At 41.1% G+C, this 16,659-nt stretch carries 25 protein-coding genes; 22 read left to right on the top strand and 3 right to left on the bottom strand.

All coding sequences use genetic code 11. The features are described 5' to 3' along the window. Positions 1-76: 76 nt before the first annotated feature. The 5 genes from EYS00_RS03675 (at position 77) to EYS00_RS03655 (ending at position 2,417) form a co-directional block, all read left to right on the top strand. Positions 77-436 (top strand): hypothetical protein, encoded by a 360-nt coding sequence (locus tag EYS00_RS03675; RefSeq protein WP_130635218.1) that lies wholly within the window; start codon positions 77-79, stop codon positions 434-436. 127 nt (positions 437-563) lie between these two features. Further along, entirely contained in the window at positions 564-953 is a 390-nt protein-coding gene (locus EYS00_RS03670) for a hypothetical protein (RefSeq protein ID WP_130635217.1), read from the top strand. A gap of 67 nt (positions 954-1,020) precedes the next feature. Further along, complete coding sequence (locus EYS00_RS03665; protein ID WP_130635216.1) at positions 1,021-1,545, top strand: hypothetical protein; 525 nt, start codon at positions 1,021-1,023, stop codon at positions 1,543-1,545. Positions 1,546-1,682: 137 nt separating this feature from the next. Then, complete coding sequence (locus EYS00_RS03660) at positions 1,683-2,009, top strand: low molecular weight protein tyrosine phosphatase family protein (protein ID WP_130635215.1); 327 nt, start codon at positions 1,683-1,685, stop codon at positions 2,007-2,009. A 36-nt stretch (positions 2,010-2,045) separates the two neighbouring features. Next, positions 2,046-2,417 (top strand): hypothetical protein, encoded by a 372-nt coding sequence (locus EYS00_RS03655; RefSeq protein ID WP_130635214.1) that lies wholly within the window; start codon positions 2,046-2,048, stop codon positions 2,415-2,417. A gap of 169 nt (positions 2,418-2,586) precedes the next feature. On the opposite strand, the gene EYS00_RS03650 is transcribed toward EYS00_RS03655, so the two are convergent. After that, a protein-coding gene (locus EYS00_RS03650) for an IS3 family transposase (RefSeq protein ID WP_130635213.1) occupies positions 2,587-3,662 on the bottom strand; the annotation gives its coding sequence in 2 pieces (ribosomal slippage) (positions 2,587-3,413 and positions 3,413-3,662; 1,077 coding nt in all). On the opposite strand from EYS00_RS03650, the gene EYS00_RS03645 reads away from it, so the two are divergent. The 10 genes from EYS00_RS03645 (at position 3,661) to EYS00_RS03600 (ending at position 10,410) form a co-directional block, all read left to right on the top strand. After that, complete coding sequence (locus tag EYS00_RS03645) at positions 3,661-4,200, top strand: hypothetical protein (RefSeq protein ID WP_130635212.1); 540 nt, start codon at positions 3,661-3,663, stop codon at positions 4,198-4,200. The two genes, EYS00_RS03650 and EYS00_RS03645, sit on opposite strands and share 2 nt — an antisense overlap. Positions 4,201-4,365: 165 nt before the next feature. After that, entirely contained in the window at positions 4,366-4,908 is a 543-nt protein-coding gene (locus EYS00_RS03640) for a hypothetical protein (protein ID WP_130635211.1), read from the top strand. A 649-nt stretch (positions 4,909-5,557) separates the two neighbouring features. Continuing rightward, a complete protein-coding gene (locus EYS00_RS03635; protein ID WP_130635210.1) occupies positions 5,558-6,031 on the top strand; it encodes a hypothetical protein in 474 nt (157 codons plus the stop codon). A gap of 1 nt (position 6,032) precedes the next feature. Next, entirely contained in the window at positions 6,033-6,647 is a 615-nt protein-coding gene (locus EYS00_RS03630; protein WP_165399293.1) for a DsbA family protein, read from the top strand. Positions 6,648-6,801: 154 nt separating this feature from the next. Continuing rightward, on the top strand, positions 6,802-7,065 hold the full coding sequence (locus tag EYS00_RS03625) for a PspC domain-containing protein (protein ID WP_130635209.1): 264 nt from the start codon (positions 6,802-6,804) through the stop codon (positions 7,063-7,065). 126 nt (positions 7,066-7,191) lie between these two features. Continuing rightward, complete coding sequence (locus tag EYS00_RS03620) at positions 7,192-7,449, top strand: hypothetical protein (RefSeq protein WP_130635208.1); 258 nt, start codon at positions 7,192-7,194, stop codon at positions 7,447-7,449. 114 nt (positions 7,450-7,563) lie between these two features. Then, positions 7,564-8,031, top strand: a complete 468-nt coding sequence (locus EYS00_RS03615) for a hypothetical protein (RefSeq protein WP_130635207.1) — start codon at positions 7,564-7,566, stop codon at positions 8,029-8,031. After that, positions 8,028-8,417: a hypothetical protein gene (locus EYS00_RS03610; protein WP_130635206.1), complete on the top strand. Its 390-nt coding sequence runs from the start codon at positions 8,028-8,030 to the stop codon at positions 8,415-8,417. Before EYS00_RS03615 ends, EYS00_RS03610 begins: the two co-directional genes overlap by 4 nt. A gap of 658 nt (positions 8,418-9,075) precedes the next feature. Continuing rightward, entirely contained in the window at positions 9,076-9,738 is a 663-nt protein-coding gene (locus tag EYS00_RS03605) for a phytanoyl-CoA dioxygenase family protein (protein WP_130635205.1), read from the top strand. 204 nt (positions 9,739-9,942) lie between these two features. Beyond that, positions 9,943-10,410 (top strand): hypothetical protein, encoded by a 468-nt coding sequence (locus EYS00_RS03600; protein ID WP_130635204.1) that lies wholly within the window; start codon positions 9,943-9,945, stop codon positions 10,408-10,410. Between the two features lie 293 nt (positions 10,411-10,703). Here EYS00_RS03600 and EYS00_RS03595 read toward each other — a convergent pair whose 3' ends face one another. Continuing rightward, complete coding sequence (locus EYS00_RS03595) at positions 10,704-10,937, bottom strand: hypothetical protein (protein WP_130635203.1); 234 nt, start codon at positions 10,935-10,937, stop codon at positions 10,704-10,706. A gap of 49 nt (positions 10,938-10,986) precedes the next feature. On the opposite strand from EYS00_RS03595, the gene EYS00_RS03590 reads away from it, so the two are divergent. The 7 genes from EYS00_RS03590 to EYS00_RS03560 all read left to right on the top strand — a co-directional run bounded on the left by EYS00_RS03590 (position 10,987) and on the right by EYS00_RS03560 (position 16,030). After that, the gene (locus tag EYS00_RS03590) at positions 10,987-11,664 is read left to right on the top strand and encodes a hypothetical protein (protein WP_130635202.1); all 678 of its coding nucleotides are present in this window, start codon (positions 10,987-10,989) and stop codon (positions 11,662-11,664) included. A 63-nt stretch (positions 11,665-11,727) separates the two neighbouring features. Further along, positions 11,728-12,204, top strand: a complete 477-nt coding sequence (locus EYS00_RS03585) for a DUF2846 domain-containing protein (protein WP_130635201.1) — start codon at positions 11,728-11,730, stop codon at positions 12,202-12,204. Positions 12,205-12,252: 48 nt separating this feature from the next. Continuing rightward, entirely contained in the window at positions 12,253-12,648 is a 396-nt protein-coding gene (locus EYS00_RS03580) for a hypothetical protein (protein WP_130635200.1), read from the top strand. 146 nt (positions 12,649-12,794) lie between these two features. Next, a complete protein-coding gene (locus EYS00_RS03575) occupies positions 12,795-13,925 on the top strand; it encodes a DUF418 domain-containing protein (protein ID WP_130635199.1) in 1,131 nt (376 codons plus the stop codon). Between the two features lie 79 nt (positions 13,926-14,004). Further along, positions 14,005-14,427, top strand: a complete 423-nt coding sequence (locus EYS00_RS03570; protein ID WP_130635198.1) for a biotin/lipoyl-containing protein — start codon at positions 14,005-14,007, stop codon at positions 14,425-14,427. A gap of 203 nt (positions 14,428-14,630) precedes the next feature. Continuing rightward, positions 14,631-15,239, top strand: a complete 609-nt coding sequence (locus tag EYS00_RS03565; protein WP_130635197.1) for a bifunctional 2-polyprenyl-6-hydroxyphenol methylase/3-demethylubiquinol 3-O-methyltransferase UbiG — start codon at positions 14,631-14,633, stop codon at positions 15,237-15,239. 29 nt (positions 15,240-15,268) lie between these two features. Next, positions 15,269-16,030, top strand: coding sequence for a class I SAM-dependent methyltransferase (locus EYS00_RS03560; protein WP_130635196.1), 762 nt, complete (start codon positions 15,269-15,271; stop codon positions 16,028-16,030). Here the strand turns inward: EYS00_RS03560 and EYS00_RS03555 are convergent. Then, the gene (locus tag EYS00_RS03555) at positions 15,996-16,616 is read right to left on the bottom strand and encodes a hypothetical protein (RefSeq protein WP_130635195.1); all 621 of its coding nucleotides are present in this window, start codon (positions 16,614-16,616) and stop codon (positions 15,996-15,998) included. The genes EYS00_RS03560 and EYS00_RS03555 overlap by 35 nt on opposite strands. Positions 16,617-16,659 lie beyond the last annotated feature (43 nt).

Raw genomic sequence — 16,659 nt, 5'->3', positions numbered from 1 at the left:
TTCGTTCGCAATCGCGCAAGTATAGCCGACAGTCAATCAGCCCTTAGCAGAGCCTCAGGTATTTTCTAGTATCAGCATGAATTACAATATTTACGACTTGATTGAAAAGATTAGTAAGCGAACTGAAATGTATACGGGAAAGAGAACCTTATCTCATGTTCGTTGTTTCCTCGATGGTTATGCGCTAGCTATGCATAAAGCAAACATTCCTAATGTTGGCACTCCAGAGTTTGCGGAATTTCACAATTGGGTGGCCAATAAATTTGGTTTTGAGAAGCTAACTATAGGTTACCCAGAAATATTGCTAGCCGTTTCGTTGGGTGAATCAGCAGAGCTTAAAAATTGGAATATTAGTGATTACAGCGTAACAAAAGCACAGCATGATAAATCTGTTGATTTGTTCTTTAGCCTAGTAAGCGAATACAAAAGTGCCTAAAAAACATTAAATTGGAACTCGTTAAGCGGAACACTGGGGCAAGGCTCATTCTAGCTCTGTTTTTAGCGCTTGAAGCAATTATCTCTTATTGGAGTATTATGCATCCAGTAATTAACAAGGAACGTACATGAACGAATCAAACTTAGTAATGGCAATTTTAACGATCAGGGAACAAGTTGGGTTTCTTTGGAACTTCTATGTCACGGCATGCGTGTTCCTAATCGGTTGGATTTTTTCTTCTAAAACTATTTGGACCGAGACAAAGCGAAAAGTCATTATCGGACTGTTTGGTGCTTTCGCTCTTGTTAACCTCTCCGCTATCTACAATGAGTACGAATTACTGGCTAGCGCAACCAATCAACTGTATGCAATGGCGTCATCAGAGAATCGCTTCTTAGCTAAGCTTTCTAATGGTGCTGGAATAGGCTCTTTGCTTGCCAGCGTCATTCACCTGACCGCGGACGCATTCATCATCTACTTAATCAACTTCAGGTGTCGTGGTGTGGAGAATGCATAACAAAACACAATGTGGCTTTGCTATTCCCACGTTGGGCTTTTGTCCCTAAGCTTAGTGTTTGATAATCATGGAAAAATCTCAGTTCGAAGCACTCTTCAAAGAAGAAATCGTAAGTAAATCTGGATTCCAGCAGAGTGGCTTGAGCGTTTACTTCAAAAACGAAATGCATACTGTAGCCTTATTACGGCTTGGGGGCAGAATGGCAGTTTCCGGTGGCATTGCCCACGTGCTGTGCTGCCGCCACTCTTTTTTACGGAACACGGATGAAACAGTACCTGAAGAATTAGATACTGAGGTGTTTTCTTATCCATTAAAGATTAAACCAACTGAAGTAAATAGAGGCTTCTTTGGGTTAGACATCAAATATACATCTACAAACCTACATTATGATTTTGAAGTTTTCACATACTCAGATAAGAATGAAGATGAAGTAAAACGATATTTAGCCACGTTATCAAAATCACTAGATTCGGTTAAAGATTGGTTCATTCATCAGTCTCCGTCAAAACTTGCGACACAGATTTTGTCAAATGGAACGGGTGCTTGGATAGAAAAAATATGGATTGAAGACTATGAGAAAATGGCTGTTTAACGTACTGATCAAGCTTTCAAACTGGTGCGTAAACAAATTACAGCTTCGTTATTCTCGTATTGGACCTTGGTCTCCTCGTTTAGTTTTAGGCACTATGATATATCCGCTACTTTTAACTCCATAATTAGCGAAAATAAATGAAAAACTTATTATTTATATGTAGCCGAAATCAGTGGCGCAGTCCTACGGCAGAAACGATATGGCGAAAGCATGCCTATTTTAATGCTAAGTCGGCGGGTACTAGTCCAAAAGCCAGAAAAACAGTCAGCCAAGCAGATATTCGCTGGGCTGATGTGATATTTGCTATGGAGTCTAAACATAAAAGTCGACTTAAGGCTGAATTCAGTCGATTGCTTGATCATAAACCCATTTATGTATTAGATATCCCAGACAATTATCGATATATGGACCCTGAATTGGTTCAGGAGCTAGAGACGCTAGTGCCTACGTATTTAGATATTTAGTCTCTTAGTTTAGTGTCGTTGTTCAAGGGGGAAGAATTGAAAATATTTCTTATTTTAACTGCTCTACTGCTAACTACACATTCATTCGCGAGAGCATGTTCAGATGTATCTGAGTTTAAAACTCACACTATCGGTAATCCAGTGTTAAAGGTTAGCCCAAAGTATCCTGACTCTCTGTCATCTTCAATGCCGTCAGGTTGCGCAATAGTCGAATATCGCTTAATAGAAAAACCATCTAGTAATGGGAAAGCGCTTATCCCAGCAGACATTGTCATCATTGAGTCTTCACAAAACGCATTTGGGCTAGAATTGCAAAAAGCTGTAGAAAAATGGCTGTTCTTTACAAAAACACACCCTGATTATCAAAGCCTAGTGTTTATTGCTAAATTTGACTTCGTTGTTGAGTGATAAGTACTAACGATGTGCTAAGGCAACAATCCAAGATAGAATCGCAATGTGGCTTTGTTCATCGCGTACCGCGCTTTTCAAACTTAGCTGAGTGTTATACACCAGACAGGAATACAAATTTTGACCTTTCCCCTGAATTAGCACCAATCTTCCGATGAGATTTTTCATATTATGCTACCCGTTTTGCATACTCAACAGGCGGCAGATAATTCAGTGAGCTATGTGGTCGAACGTTATTATAGTGTTCACGCCATAGATCAATTTCGTATCTTGCTTCATCTAAGGTTCTGAACCAGTGCTGATTCAGGCATTCGTTTCTGAATTTACCGTTTAGGCTCTCAACAAATGCATTCTGTGTCGGTTTACCTGGCTGGATAAAACCAAGTTCAATACCTGTTTCTTTGCTCCAGAAGAACATCGCCTTGCTGGTGAATTCTGTACCGTTGTCGCATATCACCTTTTTAGGCTTTTCCCGTAGCTCTATCAGTTGGCTTAGAAAACGAGCTACCTGTCGTCCGCTAATCGACACTGATACAAGTTGACCAACCATTTCTCTTGAGAAATCATCAACCACGTTCAGAACGCGGAAGCGCCTACCGCTGCTTAGTTGGTCTGATACAAAATCCATAGACCAGCGTTGATTCGGTGCTGAAGGTACCTCTATAGGTTGCCTCGGCCGTGTTAGCTTTTTACGCTTCTTAGTGCGTACTTGCAGCGCTTCCTCGGTATAGAGGCGGTAGGTATGCTTGCGGTTAACAACTAAACCTTCGCCTTTGAGTAAGCCATGAAGCATCAAATAGCCATATCGCGGATACTGCGACGCCAGCACTTTCAGACGTGAACGAACAGCGTCATCAGCTTTACCTTTTTGGCAGTAGCGAAATCCTGTTCTACTAACACCAGCAAGCCTACAAGCCACCCGTTCGCTGAGCTTAAATACATCAATTAAATAGCGGGCTACAGGCTTTCTTGCTGCTGGCGTCACCACTTTTTTGAAAGCACATCCTTCATTGCCTCAACTTCCAGAAGCTTGTCTGCCAGCATCTTTTTCAATTTACTGTTCTCTGACTCTAATTCTTTGAGCCGCTTAGCTTCGTTGACTTCCATGCCTGCATATTTACTTCGCCAGTTATAAAACGTACCGGACGATATGCGCATATCACGGCATATATCGTCTACCTTGGCTCCAGCTTCATGCTGCTTGATTGCCTTGATGATTTGCTCTTCGCTGTAACGTTTCTTCATGTTGAGATCTCCATTGTCTCCAGTGTATTGGAAATCTCATCAATGTCATGGTGTTATTTTGGGGGGAAAGGTCAATTTGAGTAATCTAAAGGAACTATACAAAGGCTTTTTATGGGGCTGCGGTTTTGCAGTTGCTACCTCTGCTATATATTTTGTTTCAGTGTCTCGCCTTTTAGCCACTGCCGAAAATGAATACAGAAATAGCATTCGTGAAATGACCTCAACCGAATTCAATACGGCTGCAAAAATTATACTGCCAGAAATAGTTAACCATACAATAAGCGATAATACGGTTACATTGGGAATCAAGTACGCGAACCTTATGGATGCTGGGTTCATTGGTCAATCATTTGGATTACATATATCTCTCTTTTCAAACAATGGAAAACTATTGGGAACGTGCGACCAGCCGCTGAAAAGTGTTCACAGCACTAGTGAAACTATACATACGCAAATTGAGTGCAGGTCTGTCTTTGGAGTTGCGTCTGAATTCGATCATGCCATAGCAGATGTGGTTGTTTTGCCCCTAACAGATTGATACACAAGAGGGACGCTTATGTTTATTCTGTTGGATGATTGGGATGTTAATGACCCAATGGGGATCGTGAATGCGCACAAGAAATACGAGAGTGAATCATCATGTTAGCATTGTATTTTTCCTTCGCTCAGTATTTCACTTTGGCTACATAAGGATTTTTGGCCTATGAAGTCAATTTTGTTTTTTTCGCTTTTTCTATTTTCTGTTTTTGAAGTTCACGCTAGTAGGTTAGTTTTACTCACAAAGGTATTGTCGCAAGAAGTTGTAAAACGAGACATTGATGGCGGTGAAAATCCTCGATTAAAACCGTTCAAATTAGAGCAGTCTAATGCTTGTGGTATACAGTTCGTTAAATTGTATGTCGAAAGTGTATTGGATGGTCATTACGATGAAAAAGTAATTGATACCCACGTGATTTTGGGCGAATGGTGCGGACAGCCATTTGATCCTTGTCAAGAGTATGTTGTGAAGCTATTCGATAAAAAAGATCCAATCGTATCTATACATCGCACTCAATTAGAGGGTTGGGAGGTGTTCAATTTATATAGTATTGAACGTTTGCCAAATAACGAACGCGCTTTAATTAAAGACTGGCATATTGAGCACTTCGATCATTTAACCCCCTCGGTAATAAGCAATTTTGATGGTAAGTCGGTAATTAAAATTGATGACTTAAGGGCATGGTACACCACTAATAAACCGCATTAGTCACTCGCAGTTTGCACTAGTAGTTTTATGAAGAAGGAATGTGTTTTGAAACCAGGCAGAATAGATTGCTTAACCCTCAATTTCCGAGTAATCGAGGTGGACGACCCAAGAAGCTCCAGATGCTATTGTTTGGTTACTGTCTGATGTATTGAGGAAGTAAATGAATTACAAAGGTATTTTCATCAGTGTTTTAGCGTTAGTTCTATCAAACGTTTTGGTGGGAATTATTGCTGGTAAATTCTTCTTTGGTTCAGACTATTTTGCGATGACCTAGATAGTTTCTGGCTTCTTAATAAGTTTTATGGTCTTAACAGTTTTTGCATCCAAGCAGAATTGCAAACCACCACTGCATTTAGCTTTAACGTTCCTTATATATTGGTCTTCAGGGGTTATTGTATTATTTGTCTTGTTTGGAGAAGTAAGCCCGTCGCTGACATTGCCCTTTTTAATGGCAGTTGATGTATTTACAGTCGTTAGTGCATTTTTCACAGGACGTTTTATTAAAAGGAGTTACCAGCATGCGATGTAACGAAATATTGAAGTCCCAACCCTTTACACCGCTTCTGGGCTAGAGAAGATCATGACTTCACTAACTTCACTTTTGGTTTTAACACCTTTGCGTAGCGTTCTCCAAAAAACTAATACCGCTATGAATTTCAAGATAGCTTTAGTCATATTTACTGTACTTATGCTCGGTTGTACCGATACGAGAACATCCAATGATGAAATTGTTGAAATCAAACCTTGGCTGAACGAGGATAAAGTAGCAGCAAGAAATAACTTTATCGGGAGTTGGTACTCGGAGCAGCCAACAACTGACGGCGGCTTGCGAAAAACTACAATCGAACGAGCTCATGATGGCCGTTATCTGAGTACTTTCGAAATCTACAATCAAGAACGTATACTGATACAAACTAAACGAGAGGTTGGGCTTTGGGGAGTATCTGGTGGTATTTATTTCACTATGCTTCAAGGCTGGATCAAAGATGACGAATTTCAGGAAGCAAACCCAAATGACGCTTATTACTATGATGCGTATAAAATTATCTCAACTTCACGCTTCGAGTTGACATATCAAAGCTTATCCACCGGCAACAAATTTACATATATCAAAGTTAAGTAGTATGCGTTTTTTGTATGTTATGGACCCTATGTGTGCATGGTGCTATGGGTTTCAACCTGAGTTTGAGGCATTTATAGAGCACTTTCCCTCAGCCAACGTCGAATGGATAATGGGTGGTTTGGCTCCTGATACAACAGAGCCTATGCAAGACAGTCTTAAGAACACTATTGCCGCCTATTGGTATCAAATAGAAGAGGTTTCTCAAGTAACATTTAATCATAGCTATTGGGAGTTAAATACACCTTATCGCTCTACATACAAAGCGTGTCGAGCTGTCATATCGGCCGAAGCGTTGGCCTTTGAAAGTGCTCAAAATATGGTTAAAGCTATTCAAACTGCGTACTACCGTGAAGCTAAAAACCCTTCGCTAGAAACCACCTTAATGGAATGCGCTCGGTCATTGAGGTTAGACGAACAGCATTTTCTCAAGACGTTGCATTCAAGCGAAACTGAACGAAAACTTCAGGAACATTTGAGTATTACTCGCCATTTTCAGGTGAGTGGTTTTCCAGCGCTATTTTATATAAATGACAGTAATCAAGCTCACCCTTTGACTCTTGGGTTTTGTAAAGCGCAAAAGCTTTTGGAACGCTTTGCTTTAGTTTCTAATGAGTAAGAGCAGTTTGTGATAGCTATGTAGGCGAGCTACTATGCTTTAAATTACAAACAAAGACGCGTATTGTTTGATGTATTGGGACAAGCGAACAGCTAGTACCGTCATAGGAATATTACTAATTGCTTTACAGCGAGAGTTGCCAGAAGGAGAGGGCATGCAAAATTTAGAGAATACCAATGTGCTTACACGTGGTGAATCAGGAGTAATCGCAGGTGTTTGCTCTGGCTTAGCAGCTCACTATGGATTGCGGAAGAATGGCCTTCGCCTCGCGTTCTTACTTACCAGCTTTTTCTTTATCATTCCCACTTTCGTTTATATTGTCTTGTGGCTCGTTTTACCTAAATACCCAAGTGTTGAGGCTATGAGGCGTAATTTAAGACGTAAAGCACAGCTGCGAAAGAGTGTTGGTAGCGAATAGACCAGACACATCATGCTTTACACCCCCTTGATATTGTTGTTGATAGGAGAATAGCCAGAACCACTCTAAGAGCTTCTGGCTTCAAATACACATTCGCCCGTTAGAGCGGCGCTATAGGTACTAGTAATGGAAATTGGATTCGCTGACATAGGTGGACTACTAATCATTTTCTTCGGATTGAAAGTGGTTGTAGAGGGAAAAATTGATATCGAGGCGGGTATCACAAATGGCGCTGAGCACAATACTAAGTTTATCAAGAGTCACAAAACTAGACTCACTGGTAACAGCGCAAAGGCTACTGGCGTAGGATTCTGCATGATAGGGATGTTAATGATATGGCTAGTACCCAATGAAGAGGTCCTTTTCACAATACCATTCTTGTGAATTATGATTGGGTATGGAGTTAACGTAATTGTTTCGGCGTCTATTAAAACAAATGCATGTTCTTACGATGTGGGTACGCTTTTACTAGAGGTGTGTCAGGAATGTGGAGTACTCATGCAGATTAAATTCTTACTTTTTTGCACCTTGTTCTTCTGCGGTCATGCCTGTGCTTGTAGCTTTGCTCCAGGCTATGATTTTGTCAGGCCTTCAAGTGTTCAAAATGGCAATGTAATTCCATTGAAACCTATTGTATCTGTCGTTTCGGTGCATCGTGGGACTGATGATGGAAATGGCGGCTCATGCTCTGACGCTGGGATGATAGTCATTAAATTTGAGGAGAGTAACTCACCTAACAAAACTGCTTATCGATTCAAAGTGTTGGATAGTGAATTCTTCTCAGAAGTTCTTCCAAAAGAGGAGGTAACCTATACCTCTTACAACCGCAGTAAACGCGAAATGTATTTTGTTTGGTTCGATCTTGGTGAGTCTCGCCCTGAAACTATCGGTTTCACATTGGAACTCACTGCTGTTTCAGCATCAGGGAAAGAAAGCGAGCCAGTGGTAGTGATTGTTTCAGAATGAAATTAGTTTCAGTATTACTTATTCAGCTATGCTTGTTGGCTTGTGCTAGCGCACCACAGAAAATTTTGGTGGGAGAATGGTTGCATATCGAAAAAGGGCAGGATTACGAAGACGCTAAAACATGTGTTTTTGAGTCGTCTGGAAGTTTTACCTGCCATATCACAGAGCTTGGTTTTTCCAACGGATTTGGTGAAAGTCATTTTCACGAAATATCTGGTAAATGGGTAATGAACGGTAACCAGTTGGTGTTGAATTATTCGTACTCGTATAAGCCTGAGCAGCAAGAGGAGTTAAATTATATTATCGTTGAATCATCTAGCAGTATGATGCTGCTCGGAAAAGCTGATGGTGTAATTGAGCATTGGAAAAGGTCCAGTGGAATTTAGTTAGCCAATGAAGCGAAGGTGCTTCACTTATTACGCCCTAACTTATAAATCAAGGATGGATATGCGCTTCTTATTCTTTTGCCAACGAAAGCAGAACAACCCTTGCCCTGTGTGCAAATTGGAAGGCATTTACGTTAAAAGAATTGTTAATGACTACGGCAGATAATGTGTAGCTCATGACTAAGTTTCAGCAGCAGGAGCACTAAACCATGGATACGCGGTCACTTACTTTATTGGGAGGATTGTTACTGTACGTTTCGCCAATTCTTCTCTGTTGCCTTTATTCAAAGTACGAGTATGGGTACTCACTGAGTGATAACTTCAAAAAATGGCGTACTGGCAAGCTTTTGGGTATAGCGTTGTTCTTACTGCTGTCAGTTATGTTTTTATCTTTCGACTTCAAATCGTCTACAAGGGCTTTTTGGTATCTATTTTGGGAACCGAGTTTCAGCGTCAGTTTAATAGTTTTCTCAAAACCAGCCAGCGAACTTTTTGAAGACTTTTCATCTTACTTCTCGTATGGCGAGGACTTTGGTTTCATTATCGGCTGGCTTGGACTATTGGGAGCATACATTATGTTTGTGGTCGCAATTATGCGATTTAGCTAGTCTATCTTTCTAGCGCTTCACTGTTTTTACTCATTCACGGGACTAAACATTTGTTCTCAGAAAATGGATATCAGATAGTAGAAAACTTCGCTACCAAAGAGGATATCGTGAACCTGAGGCTGGCGGTATCTAAGTTACATCATTCGGGGCGCTCTGGAGGCGTAAGGAATATCGAGAAAAAGTCACAGGTCATCAACGCCTTTGCTAACTCAGAAAAAGTATTAAAATTGGTCGCGTCACATATTGGTGGTGAACCAAGGTTAGCTAGAGCCATTTACTTTAACAAAACAGAAAATCAAAACTGGATGGTTGCATGGCATCAAGACAAAACTACGGCAGTATCGAAAAGAATTGCATGCGCAGGTTGGCTTAATTGGAGTATCAAAGACGGCGTGAATCACGCACAACCGCCCGCCGAAGTGTTTTCCAAAATGCTGACTGTAAGGCTTCATCTAGATGCTACTAATCAAAGTAATGGATGCTTGAGAGTTATTCCTAAAAGTCACTTGTTGGGTGTGTTACCTCAAGAAGATGTTGTTTGTCGTAGCAGCACGCAGCAAAGTCACTATTGTGTGGGCAACTCGGGCGATTTATTGATAATGCACCCTCTTCTTATACATGCGTCGAGTAAGGCTTCTACACCAAACACTCGTCGTATCATTCATATGGAATACAGTAGCTATGAACTGCCTGAAAGTGCAGAGTGGGCGTAACTAAGTGTTTGATTAACCGTGGTTGCAGAGAGCAATTCGAAGATATATTGTGTTACACCCTATATTCAGACTGTGTCAGACTTAACAAAATCATTGAAAAGTAATGGATAAAATTTTAAAAAGCAGGGTCCAACGCAACTAATGGAGCGTTGTTTACCTCTCACTTATTTTACGTATTGAAATTTAATTACAGTAAGGAAACTGATGAAAAAACTTAGACTAATCACTTTTGTATGCTTCCCGCTGGTATTCTCAGCACACGCTTCTGCTGAAGAGTTTTCTTTTGGTGCAGGGCTTGGAACTCTATACAGTGGGTTGGGAGTAAATGTCGCGTCCCGCTCAAGTACAGATCTTAAGTATCTGTCTGCTGGTTGTGTGAGCTATTCAGACAATGGTGGAGCCACCTGTGGTGTCGGCGGCGGTTGGATTAAAACCGATTTGTTTGATTCTGAGAATACACAACATGGTTTCGGGGCATATATAGGAGTAGTTGGGCGTGATCGGGTTGCATTCAAAGACGATGAAGCCGTTTATGGAGCAGGTGTCGGGTATCACTATTTCTTTAATGGCATTGAGCAGCCTGGTACTAATATTGGTCTTTCGTTTGTTGCAGGTGATACCGATTCGGGTGTGGATAGTGCGTTATGGGTTCAGCTTGGATATCAGTTCTAGCAAAGCGAAGTGTGCTCTGAAGAAACTGCGCTATTTTGGGATGACTAACAGCGTATTTTAGGAGATAACGGATTGTTTGATTTTTATGGAATGAAGTGGCCAAGGACCTTCGAATTTGTGACGATTCAGAAATCTGTGGCAGAACTTAAAGCAACAATTTTTGCGCTTGGTGGTGGGTTCACACTGCTTACCATCGTACTCGGCCTGCTGTACGATGCTGACTTCGAATTATACTCCACGTTCTTTTTCACGTTTTCTGTTCTGTTATTGCTATTCTCCAGTTGGATGGAGGATTACCTAAAGTTTTCAGTTGCTTGCATATTTCTCTCTAACTGTGTCATTGTTGTTTTTTCACTGTTTGTAACCGCCACTTTGTTGTTACAGAGCGGTGTTACGGTATATACACTTTTTAATGCTTTTATTTGGGTGTATGCAGCGATTATATGTGTCATGACGTTTCGTCCTTTATTGGCAAAACGCTCTTGATGAACTAACAAGCCTTGGTCATCAAGTCGTAGAATTTTCATATAATTTTTTTTCGCCCATACTCGACCAACAGTTTCAAGGAAGTAACTTATGTCTAACAATTCATATTTAGTTAATTGCACGCTGAAAACGGCTAATTCTGCAGAAGTTCAAGCTGAGGGTGCTCAGTTCAAAGTGCTTTCAACAGGTGCAAACAAAATACCAGTTCCTTGGTTCTTTTGTTTTGAAGAGGAGGATCTTGTCGACGTCCATGACGAGATGGAAAACTCTGCGGGTGAAAAAGTAATATTTACGTATAAAGCACCTGTAACTGAAGTTGAAAAGGCAATCCAAAATCTCAAAAACAGCAAAGCGCTAATGATTGCATTTTGTAAAAACGAGGCTCTCGGATTGCAGTATTGGGAAAAAGCAATGTCTGACCTCGAAGGGTTAGAGTACCCATACTTGATGCTTGACCCTCAAGAAGTCTTCTACTTAAACGACCCCGATGAAGAGGCAAAAGAGTTCATAAAGTGTTTTTCTAGAGACGAGCATGCATTTAAGTCAATTGAATTACTAACTTTCTATCAAGCCGATGCGTTACCGTATGAACTTATTGAGTTTTATGCCAGCAAACGGCTGAGTGATAGTGCAAGAATCAAAAATTCAGTTTCGATGGATATGGGCATTAACAGTGTCGATACATCATCTTGGGTTGAGCCTCAAAGCGATGCGCCCGAAGTCAAAATAGCACAGCAAGCTAGACGTCCGTGGTGGAAGTTTTGGTAAAAACGATTGGCAATATTCCGATTATTCTTTTCAATTTTTTGTTTTTTCTGGGGAGGCTTCTCAATGAACAAGTTAACGATACTATTTGTCTTTGTCGCTTTTTTGAGTGGTTGTGCCGCTAAAGGACCCGTCTTCGAGGAGGTGAGTGCCACTCATGTGAACAAAGCAACTGTTTACATCTATCGACCCAGTTTGATGTTCAATTCTGCTGGATGGCCTGAGATTTTTGTTGATGGAGATGAACTTTTTGAACTCCGGAATAATGGTTACGCTGTATTGTTTCTCGACGCAGGCACACACGATATTAAAGCAGAGGGGTCAAAGTTTTTAACAAATTGGTATCCTGGGCCCGTATCATATTCTGCTAATTTTAATGCAGGTGAAGAGTATTTCCTCAGAATTACTCCAAAACTAGATAGCGCAATGTTTATTGGTACAGTTGCAACAATGACGGGAAGTGCAACTATTACACCGGTTTCAAAACAACAAGCATTAACCGAACTAACAGATACAAAACTGGTTTATAAAACAGACTTATAATTTGGTACCAAAAAAGACTCTTATTTCTGTCCGGCAATACATATTCCAATGAATATATCCAACTTCGATTCCATTAAACGACGCTCGTTTGTTTCGGGTGCTATATCAGCATTGGCTTTTGTGTTCTTTTTTCATTTCTTTCTCGATGGTGAAAAATATACTTTTAGGCTAGCTTTCAGTTGGTTTGATGTGCCAATAGAGCAGGTTATTATTCGTTTTGAAAATCATGAATTGTCGATTAAGAACCCACCATTTGAATCGATAGGCACCAGCGACAGCGTCTTATGGTTTTTCACTCCTGAGTCGCATTGGGAGTTTGATTTGACAGTTATCACTCAAGATGGCGCTTACTATGAACTATATGACATCGAGTATAAATCGGGTCATTACAATTATATTGCGAAGCATGGAGATGAAATAGGTTACACCACAGGTCACTGGTAGCTCTTGTTGTTTCTCAATTAATGCCATTGCGAAATGACTTTTTTAACAATTAAGGATTGGTTTGGTACCTGAAGGTTTTGGTAGTGGTGCCCTTTTAAATATGCAAATTAGTTAGCTCAAATTACTTTCCAAGGAGAGGTCTGTTTATGAGTAACTCACGTCGAAGTCACGAAGTTGATGTAATCAGGATGGCTGCGCTTATTGGCATTTGTATTGTCAATGTGCCTTTTATGGCATTGCCCGAAGAATTCAGTTTTGTTCCGCCAGATAATTTTTTAGATCATTCAGCTGCATTTATTGTTGCGTGCTTTCTTCAGTTTAAATGTTTTCTTCTGTTCTCCTTTATCTTTGGTTGGGGAATGGCTATTCAGTCAAAATCTGCATTGTCAAACGGGGCGTCGGTTTCGTCGCGGTATTTTCGGAGGATGGGTGGGTTAGCTATCTTAGGTGTGTTCCATGCGTTGCTCGTGTTTAGCGGGGATATTCTATTTTTATATGCACTGCTGGGAGTGGTTCTCTGGATGATAAAAGACTTCTCACCTCGAAGGCTATTGACGTTCGCCGTTTGCATGATGCTTGTGAGTATGTTTGTTCTGTTTATTACAGGAATACTTCTAGATGCTGCGATGATGGAGCAAAATACCACAGCCTTTGAAAAAACAAGTCCAAACCTTGGTGGCACTTTTCTTGAGGCCACGGAGATCAGGGTATATGACTGGCCTGTCACCTTTGTAGCCCTAGTCTTTTTACAAGGGCCATTAGCCTTGGGCGCTTTTGCTTGCGGGTTGGCGGCGGCCAAAACAGACTTTTTCTCTGAGAACAGTGACGGTTTGATTTTTATTCAGAAGCGTTTTTGGCTTTTGATAATTATTGCCATACCTACAAACATTCTTTATGCGGCCGCTGTTAGCAATGTTTTTCCAGATTCTAATGGAATCTTATTACTATTTGGGCTTGTTGGTATTGCTATCGGTGCACCAGCCTTCTCATTGATTTATCTGTATTTCATTATTCACATCTCAAGAAAGATAAATATTCCACATTTGCTCGTACTTTCCGGGCGAAACTCTTTGTCTTCTTATGTCGGTCAAGGAGTATTGGCTGGTTTTGTATTTGGCACATATGGACTGGGCTTGTTTGATAAGATCGGTCTTGCCGCATTAATTCCAATGTCGATAGTCATTGCTCTTTTAGCCATGACTTTTGTGGGGGCTTATGCAAAGTATTTTGGTCGAGGTCCGTTAGAGCCAATATTGCGGAAAATAACAGGCAGTTGAATGTGCCTAACAACCCCTTTATGGTTGTCTAGGTCAACAGCTTGCCTTTTAAATGAGATTGGTAACCCAAGGATGGTATATGAATATTGATATAAAAGTTCCACAGCTGCCTGCTTCAGTGACAGAAGCAAATATACTGCAAATATTCGTTAGCGACGGCCTCGAAGTTTCCAAAGATCAAATGCTATTTGAAATTGAAACAGACAAAGTAGTTTTAGAGGTTGTGGCTCCAGCGGATGGCATCATTCAAAACATGCTTATTAAACCTGGAGATTCAGTCTCATCAGAACAGTTAACCATGCAACTGGCTAGTGTTGAAAGTGTTGAAGCACCGATATTACTAGACGAGTTAGATGAAATAGCTCTCAATCAGCATCATGAATCAGTAGACCCAGAAGATGCGTCAAAAGCGCCTGAAGGTACTGATAAAACTGGACTCGTGTTCGGTGCAGTAGCGTTGATGTTAGGTGCCGCACTAATAGTTTATAGCGTACTTAAGTAGCATGTTTACTTATAGCCATATTTTTAGAGTGATGGTTTGCATCCTATTTATCGCTATTGGTGGCTAGCAGAAGGCGTGGTGCATGTTGAACTTTGTGATTTCGAACCTGAGTCAAAAACTTGGAGCGAGAGAGAACAAGGTGTTTGGATTGAGTCACATGCTTCATACGTATTGTATTGAAAGTGCTTTTAGGAATGGATTAAATGAATGTTGTTCAAGGTACACTGGGTTACGAAGAGGCTTTAGCCTCTTTTTGTGATAGCAGCTTGAATTTGGATTTTGAACATATTAACAAAGAGTTTCTACCTTTCTTACCTGCTGCGCCTGCGCTTGTACTAGACTTGGGATCAGGAGTAGGACAGAACTCAAACGCATTAGCTTCTCTAGGGTATGAGGTTGTTGCGGTTGAACCACTGCAAGCTTTTATAGAGGTTGCAAAATCGAATTTCACCAACGCTTCTATCAACTGGCTTCAAGATTCCCTGCCATCATTAACTAAGTTGTCAGCATATGAGAATGCTTTCTCGTTCATTCTGATTGATGGTGTATGGCATCATTTGCATCCAGAACAACGTGCAGATGCAATTGGAAAATTAAAATCACTTTTGCACAAAGACGGTAGTTGTGCGATTTCACTGAGAAATGGCCCCGCTGGTGCTGGCAAGTATGTTTTTCCAACGTCTTTGGCGGAAATCTCGGAATTAGCAAATTCCATAAACTTAAATTGTCATGCAACTTCGCAAGACCGACCGAGCAAGTTTGCCCATAAAAAGCATGTTACTTGGTCAAGAGTTGTTCTGACGCATGGGTGATTAGTCTTTACTAAAAAGGTAATTTACGTATGAATCAAGAGTTACTATTTTCACTATTGGTTGATTTACACCTAGGCGGAGAGCGGCAGGGCCCCGGAAGTGAAGAGGCAACCTTAAGAGCATTGGCTCAAGCTTCAAGTGATCCATCATCTCGGCTTAAGATTGCTGATATAGGTTGTGGTACGGGGGCTTCGTCTCTGGTGCTCGCTAGAAGCCTGCCAAATGCCGAGATAATTGCTGTTGATTTGTTTCCTGAGTTTATAGCGGAACTTGAAAAGCGAGCTGGGCAATACGGGCTGTCAGGAAACATTAAAACACTTGAGGCTTCAATGGACTCATTGCCGTTTTCTGAAAACTCTCTTGATGTCATTTGGTCTGAAGGCGCTATTTACAATATAGGGTTCAAGAAGGGGATTGAGTTGTGGCGGCCATTGCTGAAAAAGGGAGGAATACTCGCAGTTTCAGAAATAACATGGCTACACCCCGATCCCCCAGAAGAAATTAGACAGCATTGGGAAACTGAATATCCAGAGATTGCCACCTCGCCTGACAAAATTAAACAACTGGAAGATGCTGGTTATGATTTGTTGGGCTACTCAGTACTTCCTCCGTCAGATTGGCAGGAGAATTACTATATTCCTACCCAGTCGAGACTGCCAGAGTTCGCGGCGCGCCATCCTGGTGTTCAAGAGGTTCAAGACTTAATTGCAATGGAAACGAACGAGGCCAACCTTTATGAGAAGTTTAAGGATTGGTTTAGCTACGGGTTTTACGTTGTTGCGAAAAGGTAGGTCGACGACGCGTCAACACACCTAGACAAGCAATGACAAGTAATCCAATAGAAGATGGCACGTTTACCGCAGTTGAGGGCGTAAACGACGCATAAACCAAACTAGCACTATTGGCTAAGTTTTCACCTGTAGAGCCTGTTCGCGTTGAGCCGATACCCGTAATACCCACGCCATCGGAGTTGTTGACAATTGCACTGGTTAACAAACTACCAGCGAAAATGCTCACTGGTATCAGTATTTGGCAGGTGATAGTGCTCGTACAACCAAAAATAAGCTCAGGATCGATGTCATAAGGTGCTCCAATGACTGTGCTGAATATTTGATCTCGCAAAGCTGCAGCAGCTAGAAAACCTTCTGCCTGCCCTTGAAAGGTAAAGTTAGCAGATGAGCAAACACCAAAAATATCTGCGCATGTGCTATCGATGAAGCGCACATCAAAAAAGTTACCGTCTACCTCGATACCGTCAGCGCCAATAAGTTGGTTGTTGTCTGTAATTAATAATGCCGCGTTAGCAACTGACGACAGCGCAATTAGCAACGCAAAAGGTAAAATTAAATGGGAAGTAAACACCTTAAGGATTTTCATCGACAGCGTCCTTTCTTTTTGCTCGTTTTGACGTTTGTAAAAA

This window comes from Alteromonas sp. KUL49, from assembly GCF_006538345.1.
In the GTDB taxonomy this organism is placed as follows: Bacteria; Pseudomonadota; Gammaproteobacteria; order Enterobacterales; family Alteromonadaceae; genus Alteromonas.
Note: the sequence above shows the minus strand (reverse complement) of the source record. Positions and strands in the feature narration are given on the sequence as shown.